Here is an 18616-nt window from a genome sequence, read left to right on the forward strand (position 1 = left end):
TGCGCAACATCGCGAAAAATTGGAAAATGCCAGCCATCACTTGGCGTGCCGCGAAAAACCAATTCGCCATTCTGTTCGCCGAGCGCTTTACGGCGCACCTGTAACGAAGCATTGAAATTAGCTAGATGACTTCGGACACACAAAAATCCTGACACTCCCTCCTTCGGCGGCATCTACTTCATCGCCCGCTACGTCCACTGATACCGTGAACGCGGCGGCTCAGCTCAACGCGGCGGCCCAGATCAATTAACCGGCTGCGGCGCCACGTTCGTCGCTCCCGGCGTCGGCGTCGGCGCCGGCGCGGGCTGCGCCGGCGGCTCGGCGCCCTCGGGCTGCTTGGCCTCGTCGTCCAGGTCGAGCGAGTGCACGGCGGCGTCGCCCATGAACTCATCGTACAGCCACTCGCCGTTCAACTGCGTCAACCCTGTCGGTACCGCGCGCTCGACCGGCGGGCGCCTGGCCAGCGCCACCCGCATGTAGTCGATCCAGATCGGCATCGCCACCGTGGCGCCGAATTCGCGCCCGCCCAGCGATTTCGGATCGTCGAAGCCCATCCACGATATCGCCACGATGCCGCCGCCGTAGCCGGCGAACCAGCCGTCGACGGCATCGCTGGTGGTGCCGGTCTTGCCGGCGATGTCGCTGCGGCCCAGCTGCTTGGTGGCGGCCGCACCGGTGCCGCTGCGTACCACTTCCTGCAGCATGCCGTGGGTGACGAAGGCGTTGCGCACATCGATGACGCGCGCGCTTTCATCGAGCGCCTGCGCCGGCCTGGCCTCCGACAGCACCTTGCCGGTGCCGTCGACCACCTTGGCGATCAGATAGGGCTGCACCGCATAGCCGCCGTTGGCGAACACCGCGTACGCGCCGGCCATTTGCAGCGGCGTGACCGAGCCGGTGCCGAGCGCCATGGTGTAGTTCTTCGGCTGCTTGGCGATATCGAAGCCGAATTTCGCCAGATAGTTGTGCGCATACGGCACCGTGATGGCGCGCAGGATGCGCACCGACGCTACGTTCTTCGATTTCGCCAGCGCCGTGCGCATCGTGATCGGACCGTCGAAGACGCCATCGTCGTTTTGCGGCGACCAGTCTTCGTTGCCGGTTTCGGCGCCGCTCATGTGCAGCGGCGCGTCGTTGATGACGGTGGCCGGCGAAAAGCCTTTTTCCAGCGCCGACGAATAAATGAAGGGCTTGATCGAGGAGCCGGGCTGACGCCACGCCTGCGTCACGTGGTTGAACTTTTGCAAATTGAAATCGAAGCCGCCGACCAGCGCGTGATACGCGCCGGTGACATCGTCGATGGACACGAAGGCCGCCGCCACCTGCGGCACCTGGGAAATCGACCAGCTGTTTTTCTCGCCTTGCAGGATGCGCACGACGGCGCCCGGACGCAGGCCTATGCCTTCCTTGGCGCCAGGCGACAGCGCCGCTTTCGCCAGGTTCAAACCGTCGCCGCCGATGGTGATTTCCTCGCCGCTCGCCGTTTCCACTTTGACGGATTTGGCGCCGACCTCCAGCACCACGGCCGGAATCAGCCGGTCGCTGCCCGGACGCTTTTGCAGCGCCTCGTCGATGGCGTCCTCGCGCTCGTCGGCGTCGGCCGGCAAGTCGATATAGGCCTCCGGTCCGCGGTAGCCGTGGCGCTGGTCGTAAGCGAGCACATTGCGGCGCACCGATTCGTAGGCCGCATCCTGGTCGGCCTTGAGGATGGTGGTGTAGACGCTGATGCCCTTGGTGTACGAGTCGTCCTTGAATTCCGTGTAGACGGCCTGGCGCGCCAGCTCCGCCACGTATTCGGCGTGGGTGTCGAACTCCTGTCCGCGCACGCTGACGCGTAGCGGCTCGTGCAGCGCCTTCTGGTACTGGGCTTCGGTGATGTAATCGAGTTCGCGCAGGCGCTTCAGCACCACTTGCTGGCGTTGTTTGGCGCGCTTGGGATTGGACACCGGATTGTGGTGCGCCGGATTTTGCGGCAGGCCGGCCAGCATGGCCATTTCGGCGATGCTCAAGTCCTTGATCGATTTGCCGAAGTAGACCTGGGCCGCGCTGCCGAAACCGAACGAGCGCTGGCCCAGATAAATCTGGTTCATATACAGTTCGAGGATCTGCTCCTTGTTCAGCGCCGCCTCGATTTTATAGGCCAGCATGACTTCATTGAGCTTGCGTCCGAGGACCTTGTCGCGCGTCAGGAAGAAATTGCGCGCCACTTGCATCGTGATCGTCGAGCCGCCCTGGCGGAAGCCGCCGCGCAGATTCGAGCGCGCCGCGCCGAGCGCGCGTATCCAGTCGATGCCGTGGTGCTCGTAGAAGCGCGAGTCCTCGATCGCCAGCAGCGCCTTCTTCATCATCTCCGGCATATCCTTGATCGGCACGAAGTCGCGGTGCTCCTCGCCGAATTCGCCGATCAGCACCTTGTCGGCCGTGTAGATGCGCAGCGGGAGCTTGGGCCGGTAGTCGGTGATGACGTCGAGCGAGGGCAGCTTGGGCGCGATCACCAGCAGCAGGTAGCCGGCGATCAGCGCGCCGCCCAGCACCACGCCGGCGCCGGCGACACTCAGGCCGATGATGATGTTACGGCGGTTGAACCAAGGGGAGGAATTCGGGGAGGAGGCAGTCAAGACGGATCTCACGGTTGCAAGGTGGTCGAATTATAGACCATCGATAGGCCATCGAAAAATCCGGGCCGGCCAATTGCGCGCCTGGAAAAGCGTGGAAACGCGGCGCGGCGCGTGGCCGGCCTCAAAATAGTTTACATTAGTTGTTGTTCTCTAAAGGTCTTTTGACGTACTTTATCCATATAACCGATCGTATAGCTTTCATGGGGATGAAATGACGGAGCCGCAGCACTGTATCGATTGCGATGTCCTGGTGGTGGGAGGGGGCATCAATGGCGCCGGTATCGCGCGCGACGCGGCCGGCCGCGGGCTATCGGTGGTGTTATGCGAGAAGGACGATCTGGCGGCGCACACGTCGTCGGCGTCGACCAAGCTGATACACGGTGGCCTGCGTTACCTCGAATACTACGAATTCAACCTGGTGCGCAAGGCGCTGGTCGAGCGCGAGGTGCTGCTGCGCTGCGCGCCGCACATCATGTGGCCCTTGCGCTTCGTGATGCCGCACGCGCAGGGCCAGCGCCCGGCCTGGATGATACGCGCCGGCCTGCTGCTGTACGACCTGCTGGCGCGGCGCGAACTGCTGCCCGCGTCGGCCGGCATCAACCTGCGCGGCCACGCGGCGGGGCGGCCCCTGAAGCCGGCCTACACGCGCGGCTTCGTCTACTCCGACGGCTGGGTCGACGACGCGCGCCTGGTGGTGCTCAACGCGATCGACGCCGCCGAAAAAGGCGCCACCATTTTGACGCAGACCGTCTGCAACGCGGTGCAGCGCCAGGCCGGCGGCTGGCAGGCGTCGCTGCACAAGCCGGGCTGCGGCGAGATCCGCGTCAACGCGCGCTACCTGGTCAACGCCGCCGGACCGTGGACCGCCGACTTCCTGCACAGCGTCGCGCCGAAAGGCGAGGGCCGGCACCTGCGGCTCATCAAGGGCAGCCACATCGTCGTCAAGCGCATCTTCGACCACGACCACGCCTACATCTTCCAGCATCCGGACGGCCGCATCGTGTTCGCCATTCCCTATGAGCGCGACTTCACGCTGATCGGCACCACCGACCTCGATTACCACGGCGACCGCAATCAGGTCGCCATCGACGCCGCCGAAATCGACTACCTGTGCGGGCTGGCGAGCCACTACTTCGTCAAGCCGGTGACGCCGGCCGACGTGGTGTGGAGCTACGCCGGCGTGCGGCCGCTGGTCGAAGACGCGGCGGCCGACGCCAAGGCCGTCACGCGCGACTACCGGCTCGAAGTCGACCACGCCGGCGCGCCGGTGCTCAGCGTCTTCGGCGGAAAAATCACCACCTTCCGCAAGCTGGCCGAGGAAGCGGTCGATACCATCGCCAAGGAACTGGGCAACCGCCACGGCCACTGGACCGAACACGCCTGCCTGCCGGGAGGCGACCTGTATGGCGCCGAGCCGCAAAACCGCTCGGTGCGCGAATATGAACAGTGGGTGATCGCCGTGCAGCTGAACTACACGTGGCTGGCGCCGCAGCTGGTGGCGCGCTACGCCCGCGCTTACGGCACGCGGCTCCATACGCTGCTCGACCGGCGCCACACGCTGGCCGACATGGGGGAGGAAATCGCGCCCGGCCTGTTCTGCGCCGAACTCGAATACCTGCGCCGCTACGAGTGGGCGCGCACGCCGCAGGATGTGTTGTGGCGGCGCTCCAAACTGGGCCTGCACCTGCCGGCCGATGCGGCCGACAAGGTGCAAGCCTGGTTCGACGCCGTCAACGCGCGGGCGCGCGAGCAGGCGTCGGCGGCGTAAGCCAGAGGCGCGGATGAACAAGCGCGGATGTGAAAACGGCGACCACGCGGGTCGCCGTTTTCCTTGCAGCGGACGATAAGCTTACTTCACGCCGTGCATCAGCTTATTAATCAGCGGTGCGATCAGGAACAGGATCACGCCGCCCGCCATCAGCGCCGCGAAGCCCAGCGTGTAGCCGTGCAGCGCCGAGTGCACCGACATGCCTTCGCTGCCGCTGACGAAACTGGCGAAGATGCCCGACAGGTTGTTGCCGATGCCGGTGGACAGGAACCAGCCGCCCATGCCCAGGCCGACCAGGCGCGTGGGCGCCAGCTTGGTCACCATCGACAGGCCGATCGGCGACAGGCACAACTCGCCCACCGACTGGATCACGTAGACCATGAACAGGGTCCAGAACGGGATCTTGTTGTTGGCGTCGACCAGGTCGGACAGCGCGTACATCAGCAGGCCGAAGGCGAGCGCGTTGAAGATCAGGCCCAGACCGAACTTGCGCGAGATCGAAGGGTTGATGTTCTTGCGGCCCATGGCCACCCAGATGAAGGCGATGATAGGCGCCAGCGTGATGATGGCGATCGAGTTCACGCTCTGGAAGTAGGCGTTCGGGAACTCCCAGCCGAACATCTGGCGGTCGACGATTTTATCGGCCAGGAAGGTGAACGAGCTGCCGGCCTGCTCGAAGAACATCCAGAACATGATATTGAAGAAGAAGATCAGCAGCATGGCGATGACCTTGTCGCGCGCGACCTTGCCGTTGCGGATGCCTTCGACCAGCAGCATCACGGACAGGCCGATGAACAGCACCGACAGCACGCCTTGCAGGCTGCTGGCACCGGCCGCCAGCAGCGCGTAGGCGACCGGGATCACGCACAGCGCGCCGACGGCGACGTAGACGATGCGCATCGGGCTTTGCGCTTCCGGCGCCGGAGCGCCTATGCCTTTGAGGCCGCGGCGGCCGATGGCGAACCATACGAGGCTGATCAGCATGCCGACGCCGGCCGAAATGAACACCACCTTATAGGCGGGCATGGCGTTGGTGCCGAAGATTTTACTGGCCAGCCATTCGGTCAGGATGGGGGCGACGAAGGCGCCGGCGTTGATGCCCATGTAGAAAATGGTGAAGCCGCTGTCGCGGCGCGTGTCCGACAACGCATACAGCTTGCCGACCATGGTCGAGATGTTCGGCTTGAGCATGCCGTTGCCGATGATGATGGTGGACAGTCCGAGCTTGAAGATATGCTCGTCCGGCAGCGCGATCATGAACAGGCCGGCCGCCATGAAGGCGGCGCCGATCAGGATCGAGCGCTGGTAGCCGATCACGCGGTCGGCCACGTAGCCGCCGAACAGCGCCGCCGCGTACACCACCGCCAGATAGGAACCGTAGGTCAGGTTGGCGGCCGATTCGCCGGCGGCGTTCCCGTCGAAGAACTGGGCCACGATGTAGAGCACCAGCGCCCAGCGTATGCCGTAGAAAGCGAAGCGCTCCCAGAATTCGGTCATGAACAACATCCACAGCGGGGCCGGATGCCCCATGATCTGCTTGAACTCGGGGATTGCGACTTCTGCGTTCCGGGTGGTAGCACCGCTCATGCGGTTTCTCCTAAAAATTTTTATGGTCGACGAAAAAAATGACAGGACTCCGCCGTGCGGCGCGCTCGTGCCCGAGCGCCATCGCCGCCGGCTGGAATCCTGATAGGAGCGCATTTTAATCTACAAAACGGTCCCCACGCATCTTTTGGCGGGGCCGCGGCGATAGTGTGTCATTTGTGCCAATGCGCCGCAGCCGGGCGATTCTGCATTCTCCGGCCACAAAGGGGCCCAGTTGTCGTATATTGGCATGGCAGGCATATAGATAGATGAATCTGAAAAGGACTTACGCATCATGGAACTTGACGTTGTCGATACCCTGATTTCGCCCGATGGACAGCTGGAGGTATTGTCCAAGGCGGAAGTGAACAAGCTGCTCGATACCAGCCATGGCGGCCTCTATAAAATTTTCCGCAACTGCGCGCTGGCCGTGCTCAATTGCGGCAGCACCATCGACGACGGCAAGGAGCTGCTCGAGCGCTACCAGTCGTTCGAGATCAGCATTGTGCAGCGCGAGCGCGGCATCAAGCTCGATATCAAGGGCGCGCCGGCGATCGCCTTCGTCGACGGCAAAATGATCAAGGGCATACACGAGCACCTGTTCGCGGTGCTGCGCGATATTATCTTCGTCAGCAATGAAGTCACCGACAATCCGAAGTTCGACATGGACAGCACGGAAGGCATCACCGACGCCGTGTTCCACATCCTGCGCAACGCCAATGTGCTCAAGCCGATGTTGAACCCGAACCTGGTCGTATGCTGGGGTGGCCACTCGATCAACCGCGCCGAGTACAACTACTCGAAGGAAGTCGGCTACCAAATGGGCTTGCGCGGCCTCGATATCTGCACCGGCTGCGGACCGGGAGCGATGAAGGGCCCGATGAAGGGCGCCACCATCGGCCACGCCAAGCAGCGCATGCAGGACGGGCGTTATCTCGGCATCTCCGAGCCGGGCATCATCGCGGCCGAGTCGCCCAACCCCATCGTCAACGACCTGGTCATCATGCCCGATATCGAAAAGCGCCTCGAAGCGTTCGTGCGCACCGGTCACGGCATCGTCGTCTTCCCCGGCGGCGCCGGCACGGCCGAGGAGATACTGTACATCCTCGGTATCCTGCTCCATCCCGATAACGCCGACATCCCGTTCCCGCTGGTGTTCACCGGACCGGAAACGTCGCGCGAATATTTTGTGAAGATCAACCAGTTCATCGCCGCCACGCTGGGACCGGAAGCGCAGCAGCGCTACAAGATCATCGTCGACGATCCGGAACTGGTGGCGCGCGAAATGCAGGCCGGGATCAAGCAGGTGCGCGAGTTCCGCAAGTCGCGCAGCGACGCCTACTATTACAACTGGCTGCTGAAGATCGACCAGGAATTCCAGAAGCCGTTCGCGCCGACGCATGAGAACATGCGCAACCTGAAACTGCACAAGAACCAGGAAGTGCACATGCTGGCCGCGAATCTGCGGCGCGCGTTTTCCGGCGTGGTGGCGGGGAACGTCAAGGACGAAGGCATACGCGCGATTGAAAAGCACGGCCACTTCGAGATCCACGGCGACGCCTCGATCATGGGGCCGATGGATGCGCTGCTGGCGTCCTTCGTCGCCCAGCATCGCATGAAGCTGGCGGGGAAGCAGTACACGCCGTGCTATCGCGTGGTGCAGTAAAAAAAGGGCTGCGGCCCTTTTTTATTTAAACGGTCCAATCTTCAAGCCGTAGCTTCGGCACCTGATTGAAGGCATGGTCACTCGTGATCAGGTCCTTGATCAGATAGCTCACCGAGTTGGTGTCGAGCATGCGCAAGGTCATTCGCGCCATCCATCAAAGGGATCGCGTTCTAGTGTGTCTTGCAGACGCTCTTCGGGACCGAAAAAATCGGCCGCCACCTTGGCCTGTTTCAGCGCCGCGAAAAAGTCGTCCCAGGTATCGGGGCGGCGCGACAGGATCACGTCGCCGGTCTCGGGATCTTGTCGGATAAATACTTCTTTGGTGTCGAAGCGATAGGCTTCCGGCAGGCGCACCGCCTGGCTGCGCCCATCGATAAAGAGTTTTGCGACCTGGCTCATGTCGACCTCCTTGGCATATACCGCAGTATATTTCAATTTGATGGACAAGCCACGCGGCGGATCGGCAAAAAAGCCGCTCAGTTTTAAGGCTGAGCGGCTTTTTATTGGGCGCGGACGATCAGTCTTCGCGGCGTAGGTGCGGGAACAGCAGCACGTCGCGGATGTTCGGCGAGTCGGTGATGATCATCATCAGGCGGTCGATGCCGATGCCGCAGCCGCCGGCCGGCGGCATGCCGTATTCGAGCGCGCGGATGTAGTCGGCGTCGTAGAACATCGCCTCCTCATCGCCGGCGTCCTTGGCGGCGACCTGCGCCAGGAAGCGCGCCGACTGGTCTTCCGCGTCGTTCAATTCGGAGAAGCCGTTGGCGATTTCGCGGCCGACCATGAATAGCTCGAAGCGCTCGGTGATGCCCGGCACCGTATCGGAGGCGCGCGCCAGCGGCGACACTTCCACCGGGTAGTCGATGATGTAGGTCGGCTCCCACAGCTGCGCTTCGGCCGTTTCCTCGAACAGCGCCAGTTGCAGCGCGCCCAGGCCGGCGGTGGCGAACGGCTTGACGCCGAACTTCAGCAGTTCGGCCTTGATGAATTCAGCATCCGTCAGCTGCTCGGCGGTGTAGCCCGGCGCGTACTTGTTGATCGCTTCGACGATGGTCAGGCGGTGGAAGGGCTTGGCCAGATCGAGCTCGCGGCCGCCGTAGGTCAGCGTCGCGGTGCCGTGGGCGTCGACGGCGGCCTGGCGGATGATCGCTTCGGTGAAGTCCATCAGCCAGCGGTAATCGGTATAGGCCGCATAGAATTCCATCATCGTGAATTCGGGGTTGTGACGAACCGACACGCCTTCGTTGCGGAAGTTGCGGTTGATCTCGAACACGCGGTCGAAGCCGCCGACCACCAGGCGCTTCAGGTACAGCTCCGGCGCGATGCGCAGATACATCTGCATGTCGAGCGCGTTGTGGTGCGTGATGAAGGGCTTGGCCGCGGCGCCGCCCGGAATGGCGTGCAGCATCGGCGTTTCCACTTCCATGAATTCGTTCTTTTCCATGAAGCGGCGCATCGACGAGATGGCGGCAGTGCGGGCCTTGAAGGTGCGGCGCGTCTCCTCGTTCATGATAAGGTCGACGTAGCGCTGGCGGTACTTGGTCTCCTGGTCGGCCAGGCCGTGGAACTTGTCCGGCAGCGGCCGCAGCGACTTGGTAATCAAGCGCAGTTCGCTGACCTTGATGGTCAGTTCATCGGTCTTGGTCTTGAACAGCGTGCCGGTCACGCCGAGGATGTCGCCCAGGTCGTAGTGGTGCAGCGCGGCCATCGCGGCTTCGCCGGTCAGGTCCAGCGTGGCGTAGATCTGGATGCGGCCGTCGGCCTTGGGGCCGGACGCGTCCTGCAAGGTGGCGAAGGCGGCTTTTTTGCCGGCTTCGCGTTTGAGCATCATGCGCCCGGCCAGCACCACGGTGACGGCATCGGCTTCGAGTTCTTCGCGGGTCTTCGCAGCGTATTGCGCGTGCAGGTCGGCCGCCTTGTGCTGCGGCTTGAAGTCGTTCGGGAAGGCGATGCCTTCGCTGCGCAATACGGCCAGTTTGGCGCGGCGCTCGGCGATGATTTTGTTTTCGTCGAGCGGCGCTGCTTGTTCTTGAAGATCCGTAGTCATGGTCTGTATCTTGGTTATGGGTGATGATTTATTGTGCGATCGCGGTGGCGAACAGCGCGTCGATATCGAGTTCGCTGAAGTCGCGGGCGATGCGGATCACGTTGTCGAATTCGGCGAAGGCCTCGGCCGGCAGCGTCGTGGTCAGCACCACGGCGCGCATGCCGGCGCGGCGTGCCGCTTCCACGCCCAGCGGCGCGTCTTCGAAGACGATGCTGTCGGCCGGCAGGGCGCCGCAACGCTGGCCGGCCAGCAGGAACACGTCCGGATTCGGCTTGCCGCGCGCGACATCGGCGGCGCCGGCGATGGCGTCGAACCGGCTGCGCAGGCCGAGGCCATCGAGCGTGAAGTCGATGTTCTCGGGCGGCGCGGCGGTGGCCACGGCCAGCTTCACGCCGGCGCTTTTGGCGCGGGCGATGAACTGCTCGAAGCCCGGCACCGTCGCCAGGTGCGGCGCGTACAGCTCGCGGTACAGCTCTTCCTTCTCGGCGTTGAGCAGGGCGTTTTCTTCCTTGCTCAAATGGTCGCCGATGTAGGTGCGCATGATTTCATGGCCCTGGCGGCCGGCGGTGTCGCGAAAGAAGGCATCGGGCTCGATGGCATGGCCGCGCCGCTCGAAGAACGTGATCCACGACCTGGTGTGGAAGTCCATATTGTCGACGATCGTGCCGTCCATGTCGAAGATGAATGCGCGCTGTGCCATCGTGGTATGCATCCTTAAACGCCTTGCTTGAGCGAGGCCGAAATGAAGTCATCGAGGTCGCCATCGAGCACGCCCTTGGTGTTGCCGGTTTCGAAGTTGGTCCGCAAATCCTTGATGCGCGACTGATCGAGCACGTAGGAGCGGATCTGGTGGCCCCAGCCCACATCGGTCTTCGAGTCTTCCAGCTTCTGCTGCTCGCTCATGCGCTTGCGCAGCTCCATCTCGTACAGCTTGGCCTTCAGCATTTCCATCGCCTCGGCGCGGTTGCGGTGCTGCGAACGGTCGTTCTGGCACTGCACCACGATCCCGGACGGCATGTGCGTCAGACGCACGGCCGAATCGGTCTTGTTGATGTGCTGACCGCCGGCGCCGGAGGCGCGGTAGGTATCGACGCGCAGGTCGGCCGGATTGACTTCGATGTCGATCGAGTCATCGACTTCCGGATACACGAACAGCGACGTGAACGAGGTGTGGCGGCCGTTGGCGCTGTCGAACGGCGACTTGCGCACCAGGCGGTGGACCCCGGTCTCGGTGCGCAGGTAGCCGTAGGCGTGGTCGCCCTCGACCTTTAGCGTGGCGGTCTTGATGCCGGCCACCTCACCGTCGGACTGCTCCATGATCTCAACCTTGAAGCCTTTGCGTTCGCAATAGCGCAGGTACTGGCGCAGCAGCATCGAGGCCCAGTCCTGGGCTTCGGTGCCGCCGGCGCCGGCCTGGATGTCGATGAAGCAGTTGTTCGGATCCATCGGATTGTTGAACATCCGGCGGAACTCCATGCCTTCGATGACCTTCTTAATCTCGTCGGTGTCGGCGATGACCGCTTCGAGCGTGTCGTCGTCGCCTTCTTCCTTGGCCATCGCGAACAGGTCGTTCATGTCGCGCAGGTCGGCGTCGGCCTTGGTCAGCGAGAAGACGATGGTCTCCAGCGACTTCTTTTCCTTACCGAGGTCCTGGGCTTTTTTCGGATCGTCCCAGACGGTCGGATCTTCTAATTCTTCGTTAACTTGTTCGAGTTTCTCTGACTTGGTATCGAAGTCAAAGATACCTCCGAAGTTCGGCTTCGCGCGTCGTGAGATCGGCGAGCAGGGCGGAGAGGGCGTTAATGCGTTCGGCTTCCATGGCTTTTATCTTTTCTAGGGCTGAAATCAACCCTGGATTATACGCTAGCGCCGCGCCGTTCCGGGACCGTTTCTGTGTAACGCTTGATGACGGCCGGGCCGCTGCGTATTATGGCGGCGACATCGTTGTCGATTTTAGAAGCCACCGGGATACCTCATGCGCCGTTCTGCCTTGCCGTTTGCGATTTTTTTGTGCCTGCCGGCGTGCGCCCCGATGGTGCCGAAGCTGCCGACAGCGCCGCCGGCCGGCAGCCGGGTCACGCTGGCGCTGCTGGAAACCACCGACCTGCACGCCAACGTGATCGGCTACGACTACTACAAGCTGCGCGCCGACAGCTCCTTCGGCTTCGACCGCGTCGCCACGCTGATCGGCCAGGCCCGCGCGCAGTACGCCAACACGGTGCTGCTGGACGACGGCGACACCATCCAGGGCACGGCGCTGGCGGATTACCAGGCGCTGGCCGCGCCGCTGCCATGCGGCGACAAGCTGGCCATCTACAAAACCATGGACACGCTGGGCTACGACGGTGGCGGCATCGGCAACCATGAATTCAGCTACGGCCTGCCGTACCTGAACCAGGTCACCGGCAGCCATTTCGACGTCGACGGCGTGCCGGCGGCGACACCGCGCTGCGCCGGCCCCGCGTTCCCGCTGGTGCTGGCCAACGTCTACAGCAGCAGGACGCGCCAGCCGCTGTTCGCGCCCTACCGCATCATCGCCAAGACCGTCAGCGCCACCGGGCCCGATGGCCGGCCGCTGACGGCGACGATCAGGGTCGGCATCATCGGCTTCGCGCCGCCGGTGATCCTGGCGTGGGACAAGCGCTGGCTGGACGGGAAAATCTATACCGAAGGCTGGCGCGAGACGGCGCAGAAATTCATCCCGCGGATGCGCGCGGAGGGCGCCGACGTCATCGTCGCGCTGTCGCACGGCGGCCTCGATGCGGCGCCGTATTCGCCGGCGATGGAAAACGGCAGTTATTATCTGGCGCAGGTGGCCGGCATCGACGCGCTGCTGATCGGCCATGCGCACCAGGTGTTCCCGAACGCGGCCGGCACGGCGCCGCAATTCAATCTGCCCGGCGTCGACAAGGTGCGCGGCACCGTCAACGGCGTGCCGACCGTGATGGCGGGACTGTGGGGTAAGAACCTCGGCGTGATCGGGCTGCGGCTGCGCTTCGACGGCGCCGCGTGGAGCGTCGACAAGGCCGCGACGACGGTCGAGGCGCGCGCCATCCAGAACGCCGACCGCAGCGTCGTCGACGCCGATCCGGCCATCGCGAAGCTGATCGCCGCCGAACACGCGGCGACGATATCCTATGTGAGACAGCCGTTGGGCTCCAGCGATTTCCGCATGTCGGCCTATTTTTCCGACGTCGGCGACGTCAGCGCCGTGCAGCTGGTGAACCAGGCGCAGGCCGCGTATCTGGCCGACTATGTGAAGACCAATCTGCCGCAATACGCGCAGCTACCCGTATTGTCGATGGCGTCGCCGTTCAAGACCGGCGCGGCCGGTGTCGGCGATTACACCGATGTGCCGGCGGGGCCGGTCGCGCTGAACAACGCGGCCGACTTGTACCTGTATCCGAATTCGCTGTCGGCCGTGAAGGTCGACGGCGCGCAACTGAAGGCGTGGCTGGAGAAATCGGCCGAACGCTTCAACCGCATCGACCCGGCCAGCGGCGCGCAGCAGGAGCTGGTCAACACGGCGGTGGCGGGCTTCAATTTCGACGAGCTGACCGGCGATGATGTGCGCTACCAGATCGACGTCACGCGGCCGGTCGGGCAGCGCATCGTCGGGCTGGCGTATCGCGGCCGGGCAGTCGCGCCGGCGCAGGAGTTTTTGGTGGCGACGAATAATTTTCGCGCCAGCGGCGGCGGGAATTTCCCTGGCCTGGACGGCGGCCGCACCATCCTGGCCTCGCCGGACAACAACCGCGATGTGCTGATCGCTTATATCCAGGCGCATAAGGGGCTGACGCGGGCGGCCAACGGCGCCGGCCGCAGTTGGCGTTTCGCGCCGGTGGCGGTGAAGGGCGCGGTCGTGTTCCATAGCGCGCCGGAGATGGTGGCGCTGGCGCGGCAGGCCGGTTTGCTCAACGTGTCGCAGCTGCGGGCCGATGATGGTGGCGGCAAGGGGTATGCGCTGTATGGTATCGACCTGTCCAGGTAAATGCGCGGCCAATCACACCGGAAGCGCTTGGGGCGCGGTCAACTAACACCGGGGTCTGCGCCCGGTTCCCCCGCCGTCCGTCTAAATAGCTGATTTAGCTGACTATTTCCTTACTGTTTGCTTACGGCCGATTCTGCTGCATCGCGTCATACGTATTGATTGCTGCTGTTACTTTAGTAACCTACAATCATTTCAACGATGGGGCAATGATTCCAGCGTACGACTATAAAAACAGCGTAACAGGAGATGACAATGAATTTCACTTTGAAATTGCTTGTGGCAGGGATGGCGCTCGGCTTTTCGGCGGCGTCCATGGCGGCGGACCCCATCAAGATCGGCGTGGCCGGTCCGTTCACGGGCGGCTCCGCGCCGATGGGCGTGTCGATGCGCGACGGCGTCAAGCTGGCCGTGGCCGAAATCAACGCCAAGGGCGGCGTGCTGGGACGCCAGCTGCAAATGGTGGAGCGCGACGACGAGGCCAAGAACGAACGTGGCGTGCAAATCGCGCAGGAGATGATTAATAAGGAAAAGGTCGTCGCCACGGTCGGCTTCATCAACACCGGCGTGGCGCTGGCCTCGCAGCGCTTTTACCAGGAAGCGAAGATACCCGTCATCGACAACGTCGCCACCGGCTCCATCGTCACCAAGCAGTTCGCCGACCAGCCGGAGAACTACATCTTCCGCAACGCCGCCAACGATTCGATCCAGTCGCACATGATCGTCGAGGAGGCCGTCGAACGGCGCCACTTCAAAAAAGTCGCCATCCTGGCCGACTCCACCAACTACGGCCAGCTCGGTCGCGAGGATCTGGAAAAGGCGCTCGACAAAAAAGGCATCAAGGCCGTCGCCACCGAAAAATACAATCTGAAGGACGTCGACATGACGGCCCAGCTGCTCAAGGCCAAGCAGGCCGGCGCCGAAGTGGTGCTCACCTATGGCATCGGTCCGGAGCTGGCGCAGATCGCCAACGGCATGGAAAAACTGGGCTGGAAGGTGCCGCTGATCGGCAGCTGGACGCTGTCGATGGCGAACTTCATCGACAACGCCGGCAAGAACGGCGACGGCACCCGCATGCCGCAGACCTTCATCGAAGACCCGACCACGCCCAAGCGCAAGGCCTTCATCGACGCCTACGTCAAGGCCTACCACCCGCCCAACGGCCGCATGCCGTCGCCGGTGTCGGCCGCGCAGGGCTACGATTCGATCTACCTGCTGGCGGCCGCCATCAAGCAGGCCGGCAGCACCGACGGTCCCAAAGTGCGCGCCGCGCTGGAAAGCATGAACGACAAGATCGAGGGCGTCGTCACGACCTATTCGAAGCCGTTCACCAAGGACAACCACGAGGCCATCACGGCCGACATTCCGGTGTTCGGCGAAGTCCGGGACGGCCGCGTGGTGTTGGCCAAGTAAGCCCGCGATGCCCGCATAAGGCCAGCCTTGACGCGTCAAGCCTGGCTTTTTTATGCGCGCTCATTTGCATGTACTGATCGTTAGGTGACGCCATCATGGATATTTTTCTTCAACTCGTCTTCAGCGGCATCGCGCTCGGCATGATCTACGCCGTCATCGCCTTCGGCTACCAGCTGACCTTCGCCACTTCCGGCACGCTGAACTTCGGCCAGGGCGAGGCGCTGATGCTGGGCGCGCTGGTCGGCCTCAGCCTGGTTGGCACCATCCACGGCGGCCCTTACATGAGCTACCTGCTGATGGTGCCGCTGGTGATCGTGTTCGGCGCCTTGCAGGGCGCTTTCGTCGAATGGATAGGCGTGCGGCCGGCCATCAAGATCAAGTCCGAATTCGGCTGGATCATGTCGACCATCGCGCTGGCCATCATCTTTAAAAACGTCGCCGAAAATATCTGGGGCAAGGACGACCTGACGTTCCCGTCGCCGCTCAGCGCCAAGCCCCTGACGGTGTTGGGCGCCAACGTGCAGCCGATGCAGATCGCGGTCGTCGTCGGCGCGCTGGCGATGATGCTGGCGGTGGAGCTGTTCAACCGCTATTCCATCTACGGCAAGGCGGTCGTCGCCACCGCCAACGACCGCGACGCGGCCGGCCTGATGGGCATCAACACACGGCTCGTCATCACGTTTTCGTACGCGCTGTCGTCTGCGACGGCGGCCTTCGCCGGCGTGCTGGTGGCGCCGCTGACGCTGACCGGCGCCACCATGGGCGCCTCGCTGGGATTGAAGGCCTTCGCCGTCGCCATCATCGGCGGGCTGACGTCGGGCGTCGGCGCCATCGTCGGCGGGCTGATACTGGGCATCGCCGAAACGGCGACCGGCTACTATATTTCGACCGGCTACAAAGAGGTGCCGGGACTGGTGCTGCTGTTGCTGGTGTTGGCGGTCAAGCCCTCCGGCCTGTTCGGCAAAACCGCGATCAAGAAGGTCTGACCATGAACAAGAAGATGCTCCTTCTCGGCGCGGCGGGCGTGGCGGCGCTGGCCCTGTATCCGACGCTGATACCGAATCCTTACTACATCCACCTGGCCGAGACGATACTGATTTACGCCATCCTGCTGTTCGGGCTCGATATCGTGGTCGGCTACACCGGCCAGGTGTCGCTCGGCCACGCCGGCCTGTTCGGCATCGGCTCCTACGCGACCGGCGTGCTGGTGGTGAAACTGAGCCTGCCGTTCTGGCTCGCGATTCCGGCCAGCGTGGCCGGCGCGGCGCTGTTCGGCGCCGTGCTGGCGCTGCCGGCGCTGCGCGTCACCGGCCCGTACCTGGCGATGGTCACGCTGGCCTTCGGCACCATCATCCAGATCCTGATCAACGAGATGGACTTCCTCACCAACGGTCCGATGGGACTGAAGATCGCCAAGCCGGCGATCTTCGGCGTCAAGCTCGGCGAGGTCGGTTACTACTATATGGTGGCGGCGCTGATGGTGGTGGCGCTGGTCGTGGTGCACCGCATCCTCAAGTCCAACCTGGGCCGCGCCTTCGAGGCGCTGCGCGACAGCCCGATCGCGTCCGACTGCATGGGCGTGTCCGTGTATCGCTACAAGGTCTACGCCTTCGTCATCAGTGCCGGCTTCGCGGGACTGGCCGGCAGCCTGTATGCGTATTCGGAGGAGTACATCTCGCCCAACACCTACAACTTCGAGCTGACGATATTGTTCCTGCTGGCCGTCATCATGGGCGGCCGCAAGACCCGCTCCGGCGCCCTGATCGGCGCGATGATCGTGGTGATGCTCCCCAGCCTGTTGGCCGACATTGAGCTGTTCCGCGAAATCGCCGTCGCCGCCGCCGTGCTGGGCGTGATCGGATCGGCGCTGATGCTGGCCAAAAAACGCACGACGCTGCGCGGCGTGTTGGTGCCGCTGGTGGCGACGATAGGCATGGCCGGCTTTTCCTTCAGGCTGGAGAACATCGTCGACTGGCGCCTGACCATCTTCGGTTTGATGACGCTGTTCGTGGTCTATTATCTTCAGGACGGCATCGTCGGATTCGTGTTGAGCTTTGCCGGCAAAGGCGCCGTGCGCGCCGCCGCGCCGTTGGCCAGCGCGCGGGTGCCGGCGTTCGCGCACGTTCAGGGCGGCGGCGCGGGCGCGGTGCTGCTCGATGTCGACCATGTGCTGATGCAGTTCGGCGGCCTGAAGGCGCTGAACCAGGTCAGCCTGAGTGTGGTGCAAGGCACGGTGCATGGCTTGATCGGGCCTAACGGCTCGGGCAAGAGCACGATGATGAATGTCCTCACCGGCATCTACCATCCGACCGGCGGCAAGGTCGAATTCGCGGGCGCCGTGATCTCGGGCCGCACGCCGTCGCAGATCGCGCTCGGCGGCGTGGCCCGCACCTTCCAGAACGTGCAGCTGTTCGGCGAGATGTCGGCCACCGAGAATGTGCTGGTCGGCCTGCACAACACCTTCCAGTCCAATGTGCTCGACGTGATGCTGCAAACGCCGCGCTACCGGCGCGAGGAACGCGCGGCGCGCGAACGGGCCGCCAGCATCCTCGACTTCGTCGGCCTGGCCGATCTGGCCGGCGAGGAGGCGCGCAATCTCCCCTACGGCAAACAGCGGCTGCTGGAAATCGGCCGCGCGCTCGGACTCAGTCCGCGCCTGCTGCTGCTCGATGAGCCGGCGGCCGGCCTGACGGCGCCCGACATCAAGGAGCTGATGGCCATCATCCGCAAGATCCGCGAGCATGGCATCACCATCATCCTGATCGAGCATCACATGGACGTGGTGATGGCGCTGTCGGACGTGGTGACGGTGCTCGACTTCGGCCAGAAAATTGCCGAGGGCGCGCCGGCGGTGGTGCAGGGTGATCCGAAGGTGATCGAAGCGTATCTGGGCGGCGGCGCCGAAGCGGCCGCGGACCATCCGGCCGCCGCGCCGACACCGGCCGCCTTGGCCGATCACTGACACCAGGACCGGGACGCGCCATGCTCACCATCTCCAATCTGCACGCCGCCTACGGCAAAGTCGAAGTCCTGCACGGCATTTCGCTGGACGTCCCGAAAGGAACGCTGGTGACGCTGATCGGCTCCAACGGCGCCGGCAAGACCACCACCATGCGCGCCATCTCCGGCATGCTCAGGCCGAAAAGCGGCAGCGTGACGCTGGGCGGCAAGGACATCACCTGTTGCGACTCGCACCAGATCGCGCGCGCCGGCCTGGCCCATTCGCCGGAGGGGCGGCGCGTGTTCGCCTCGATGACGGTCACGGACAACCTGCTGCTGGGCGCCTTCCCGCGCTTCACGCGCGCGCGGCCCAAGGGCGACATCAAGCATGACCTGGAAAAGGCGCTGGAGCTGTTCCCGCGCTTGAAGGAACGCCAGCACCAGCTGGCCGGCACGCTGTCCGGCGGCGAGCAGCAGATGCTGGCGATGGCGCGCGCCGTCATGCTCAACCCGGAAGTGATCCTGCTCGACGAGCCGTCGATGGGCCTGGCGCCCATCCTGGTGGAGGAAGTGTTCCGCATCATCCAGCGCC

Annotated in this window: 13 protein-coding genes; 7 read left to right on the plus strand and 6 right to left on the minus strand. The window is 63.7% G+C overall.

Features of this window, described 5'->3' with window-relative positions:
- Positions 1-242: 242 nt before the first annotated feature.
- On the minus strand, positions 243-2558 hold the full coding sequence (locus Q0S71_RS10745) for a penicillin-binding protein 1A (protein WP_295994825.1): 2316 nt from the start codon (positions 2556-2558) through the stop codon (positions 243-245).
- 271 nt (positions 2559-2829) lie between these two features.
- On the opposite strand from Q0S71_RS10745, the gene glpD reads away from it, so the two are divergent.
- The gene (glpD, locus tag Q0S71_RS10750; protein ID WP_295994798.1) at positions 2830-4386 is read left to right on the plus strand and encodes a glycerol-3-phosphate dehydrogenase; all 1557 of its coding nucleotides are present in this window, start codon (positions 2830-2832) and stop codon (positions 4384-4386) included.
- An 81-nt stretch (positions 4387-4467) separates the two neighbouring features.
- Here the strand turns inward: glpD and Q0S71_RS10755 are convergent, their stop codons facing one another.
- The gene (locus Q0S71_RS10755) at positions 4468-5973 is read right to left on the minus strand and encodes a peptide MFS transporter (protein ID WP_295994801.1); all 1506 of its coding nucleotides are present in this window, start codon (positions 5971-5973) and stop codon (positions 4468-4470) included.
- 292 nt (positions 5974-6265) lie between these two features.
- On the opposite strand from Q0S71_RS10755, the gene ppnN reads away from it, so the two are divergent.
- Entirely contained in the window at positions 6266-7636 is a 1371-nt protein-coding gene (gene ppnN, locus Q0S71_RS10760; RefSeq protein WP_295994804.1) for a nucleotide 5'-monophosphate nucleosidase PpnN, read from the plus strand.
- Positions 7637-7774: 138 nt separating this feature from the next.
- Here the strand turns inward: ppnN and Q0S71_RS10765 are convergent, their stop codons facing one another.
- The 4 genes from Q0S71_RS10765 to prfB form a co-directional block, all read right to left on the minus strand.
- Entirely contained in the window at positions 7775-8035 is a 261-nt protein-coding gene (locus Q0S71_RS10765) for an AbrB/MazE/SpoVT family DNA-binding domain-containing protein (protein ID WP_295994806.1), read from the minus strand.
- 118 nt (positions 8036-8153) lie between these two features.
- The gene (gene lysS / locus Q0S71_RS10770; protein WP_295994810.1) at positions 8154-9683 is read right to left on the minus strand and encodes a lysine--tRNA ligase; all 1530 of its coding nucleotides are present in this window, start codon (positions 9681-9683) and stop codon (positions 8154-8156) included.
- Positions 9684-9711: 28 nt separating this feature from the next.
- Positions 9712-10383 (minus strand): HAD family phosphatase, encoded by a 672-nt coding sequence (locus Q0S71_RS10775; RefSeq protein WP_295994812.1) that lies wholly within the window; start codon positions 10381-10383, stop codon positions 9712-9714.
- Positions 10384-10397: 14 nt separating this feature from the next.
- A protein-coding gene (gene prfB / locus Q0S71_RS10780; RefSeq protein ID WP_295994815.1) for a peptide chain release factor 2 occupies positions 10398-11502 on the minus strand; the annotation gives its coding sequence in 2 pieces (ribosomal slippage) (positions 10398-11420 and positions 11422-11502; 1104 coding nt in all).
- Between the two features lie 213 nt (positions 11503-11715).
- Between prfB and Q0S71_RS10785 the strand changes: the two genes are divergently transcribed.
- The 5 genes from Q0S71_RS10785 to Q0S71_RS10805 all read left to right on the plus strand — a co-directional run.
- The gene (locus Q0S71_RS10785; protein ID WP_295994830.1) at positions 11716-13674 is read left to right on the plus strand and encodes a bifunctional 2',3'-cyclic-nucleotide 2'-phosphodiesterase/3'-nucleotidase; all 1959 of its coding nucleotides are present in this window, start codon (positions 11716-11718) and stop codon (positions 13672-13674) included.
- A 252-nt stretch (positions 13675-13926) separates the two neighbouring features.
- A complete protein-coding gene (locus Q0S71_RS10790) occupies positions 13927-15084 on the plus strand; it encodes an ABC transporter substrate-binding protein (protein WP_295994817.1) in 1158 nt (385 codons plus the stop codon).
- Between the two features lie 95 nt (positions 15085-15179).
- The gene (locus Q0S71_RS10795) at positions 15180-16070 is read left to right on the plus strand and encodes a branched-chain amino acid ABC transporter permease (protein WP_295994819.1); all 891 of its coding nucleotides are present in this window, start codon (positions 15180-15182) and stop codon (positions 16068-16070) included.
- 2 nt (positions 16071-16072) lie between these two features.
- A complete protein-coding gene (locus Q0S71_RS10800) occupies positions 16073-18046 on the plus strand; it encodes an ATP-binding cassette domain-containing protein (RefSeq protein ID WP_295994821.1) in 1974 nt (657 codons plus the stop codon).
- A 20-nt stretch (positions 18047-18066) separates the two neighbouring features.
- Positions 18067-18616: ABC transporter ATP-binding protein (locus Q0S71_RS10805; protein WP_295994823.1), on the plus strand; the 550-nt coding region annotated here is incomplete at its 3' end.

It is taken from the genome of Rugamonas sp. (genome assembly GCF_025354735.1).
Classification (GTDB): domain Bacteria; phylum Pseudomonadota; class Gammaproteobacteria; order Burkholderiales; family Burkholderiaceae_D; genus Rugamonas.

What these genes read in the sequence shown, in the direction of transcription:
- glpD (WP_295994798.1), top strand. Translation starts at nt 2,830, where the DNA reads ATGACGGAGCCGCAGCACTGTATCGATTGCGATGTCCTGGTGGTGGGA.
- Q0S71_RS10755 (WP_295994801.1), bottom strand. Translation starts at nt 5,973, where the DNA reads ATGAGCGGTGCTACCACCCGGAACGCAGAAGTCGCAATCCCCGAGTTC.
- ppnN (WP_295994804.1), top strand. Translation starts at nt 6,266, where the DNA reads ATGGAACTTGACGTTGTCGATACCCTGATTTCGCCCGATGGACAGCTG.
- Q0S71_RS10765 (WP_295994806.1), bottom strand. Translation starts at nt 8,035, where the DNA reads ATGAGCCAGGTCGCAAAACTCTTTATCGATGGGCGCAGCCAGGCGGTG.
- lysS (WP_295994810.1), bottom strand. Translation starts at nt 9,683, where the DNA reads ATGACTACGGATCTTCAAGAACAAGCAGCGCCGCTCGACGAAAACAAA.
- Q0S71_RS10775 (WP_295994812.1), bottom strand. Translation starts at nt 10,383, where the DNA reads ATGGCACAGCGCGCATTCATCTTCGACATGGACGGCACGATCGTCGAC.
- Q0S71_RS10785 (WP_295994830.1), top strand. Translation starts at nt 11,716, where the DNA reads ATGGTGCCGAAGCTGCCGACAGCGCCGCCGGCCGGCAGCCGGGTCACG.
- Q0S71_RS10790 (WP_295994817.1), top strand. Translation starts at nt 13,927, where the DNA reads ATGAATTTCACTTTGAAATTGCTTGTGGCAGGGATGGCGCTCGGCTTT.
- Q0S71_RS10795 (WP_295994819.1), top strand. Translation starts at nt 15,180, where the DNA reads ATGGATATTTTTCTTCAACTCGTCTTCAGCGGCATCGCGCTCGGCATG.
- Q0S71_RS10800 (WP_295994821.1), top strand. Translation starts at nt 16,073, where the DNA reads ATGAACAAGAAGATGCTCCTTCTCGGCGCGGCGGGCGTGGCGGCGCTG.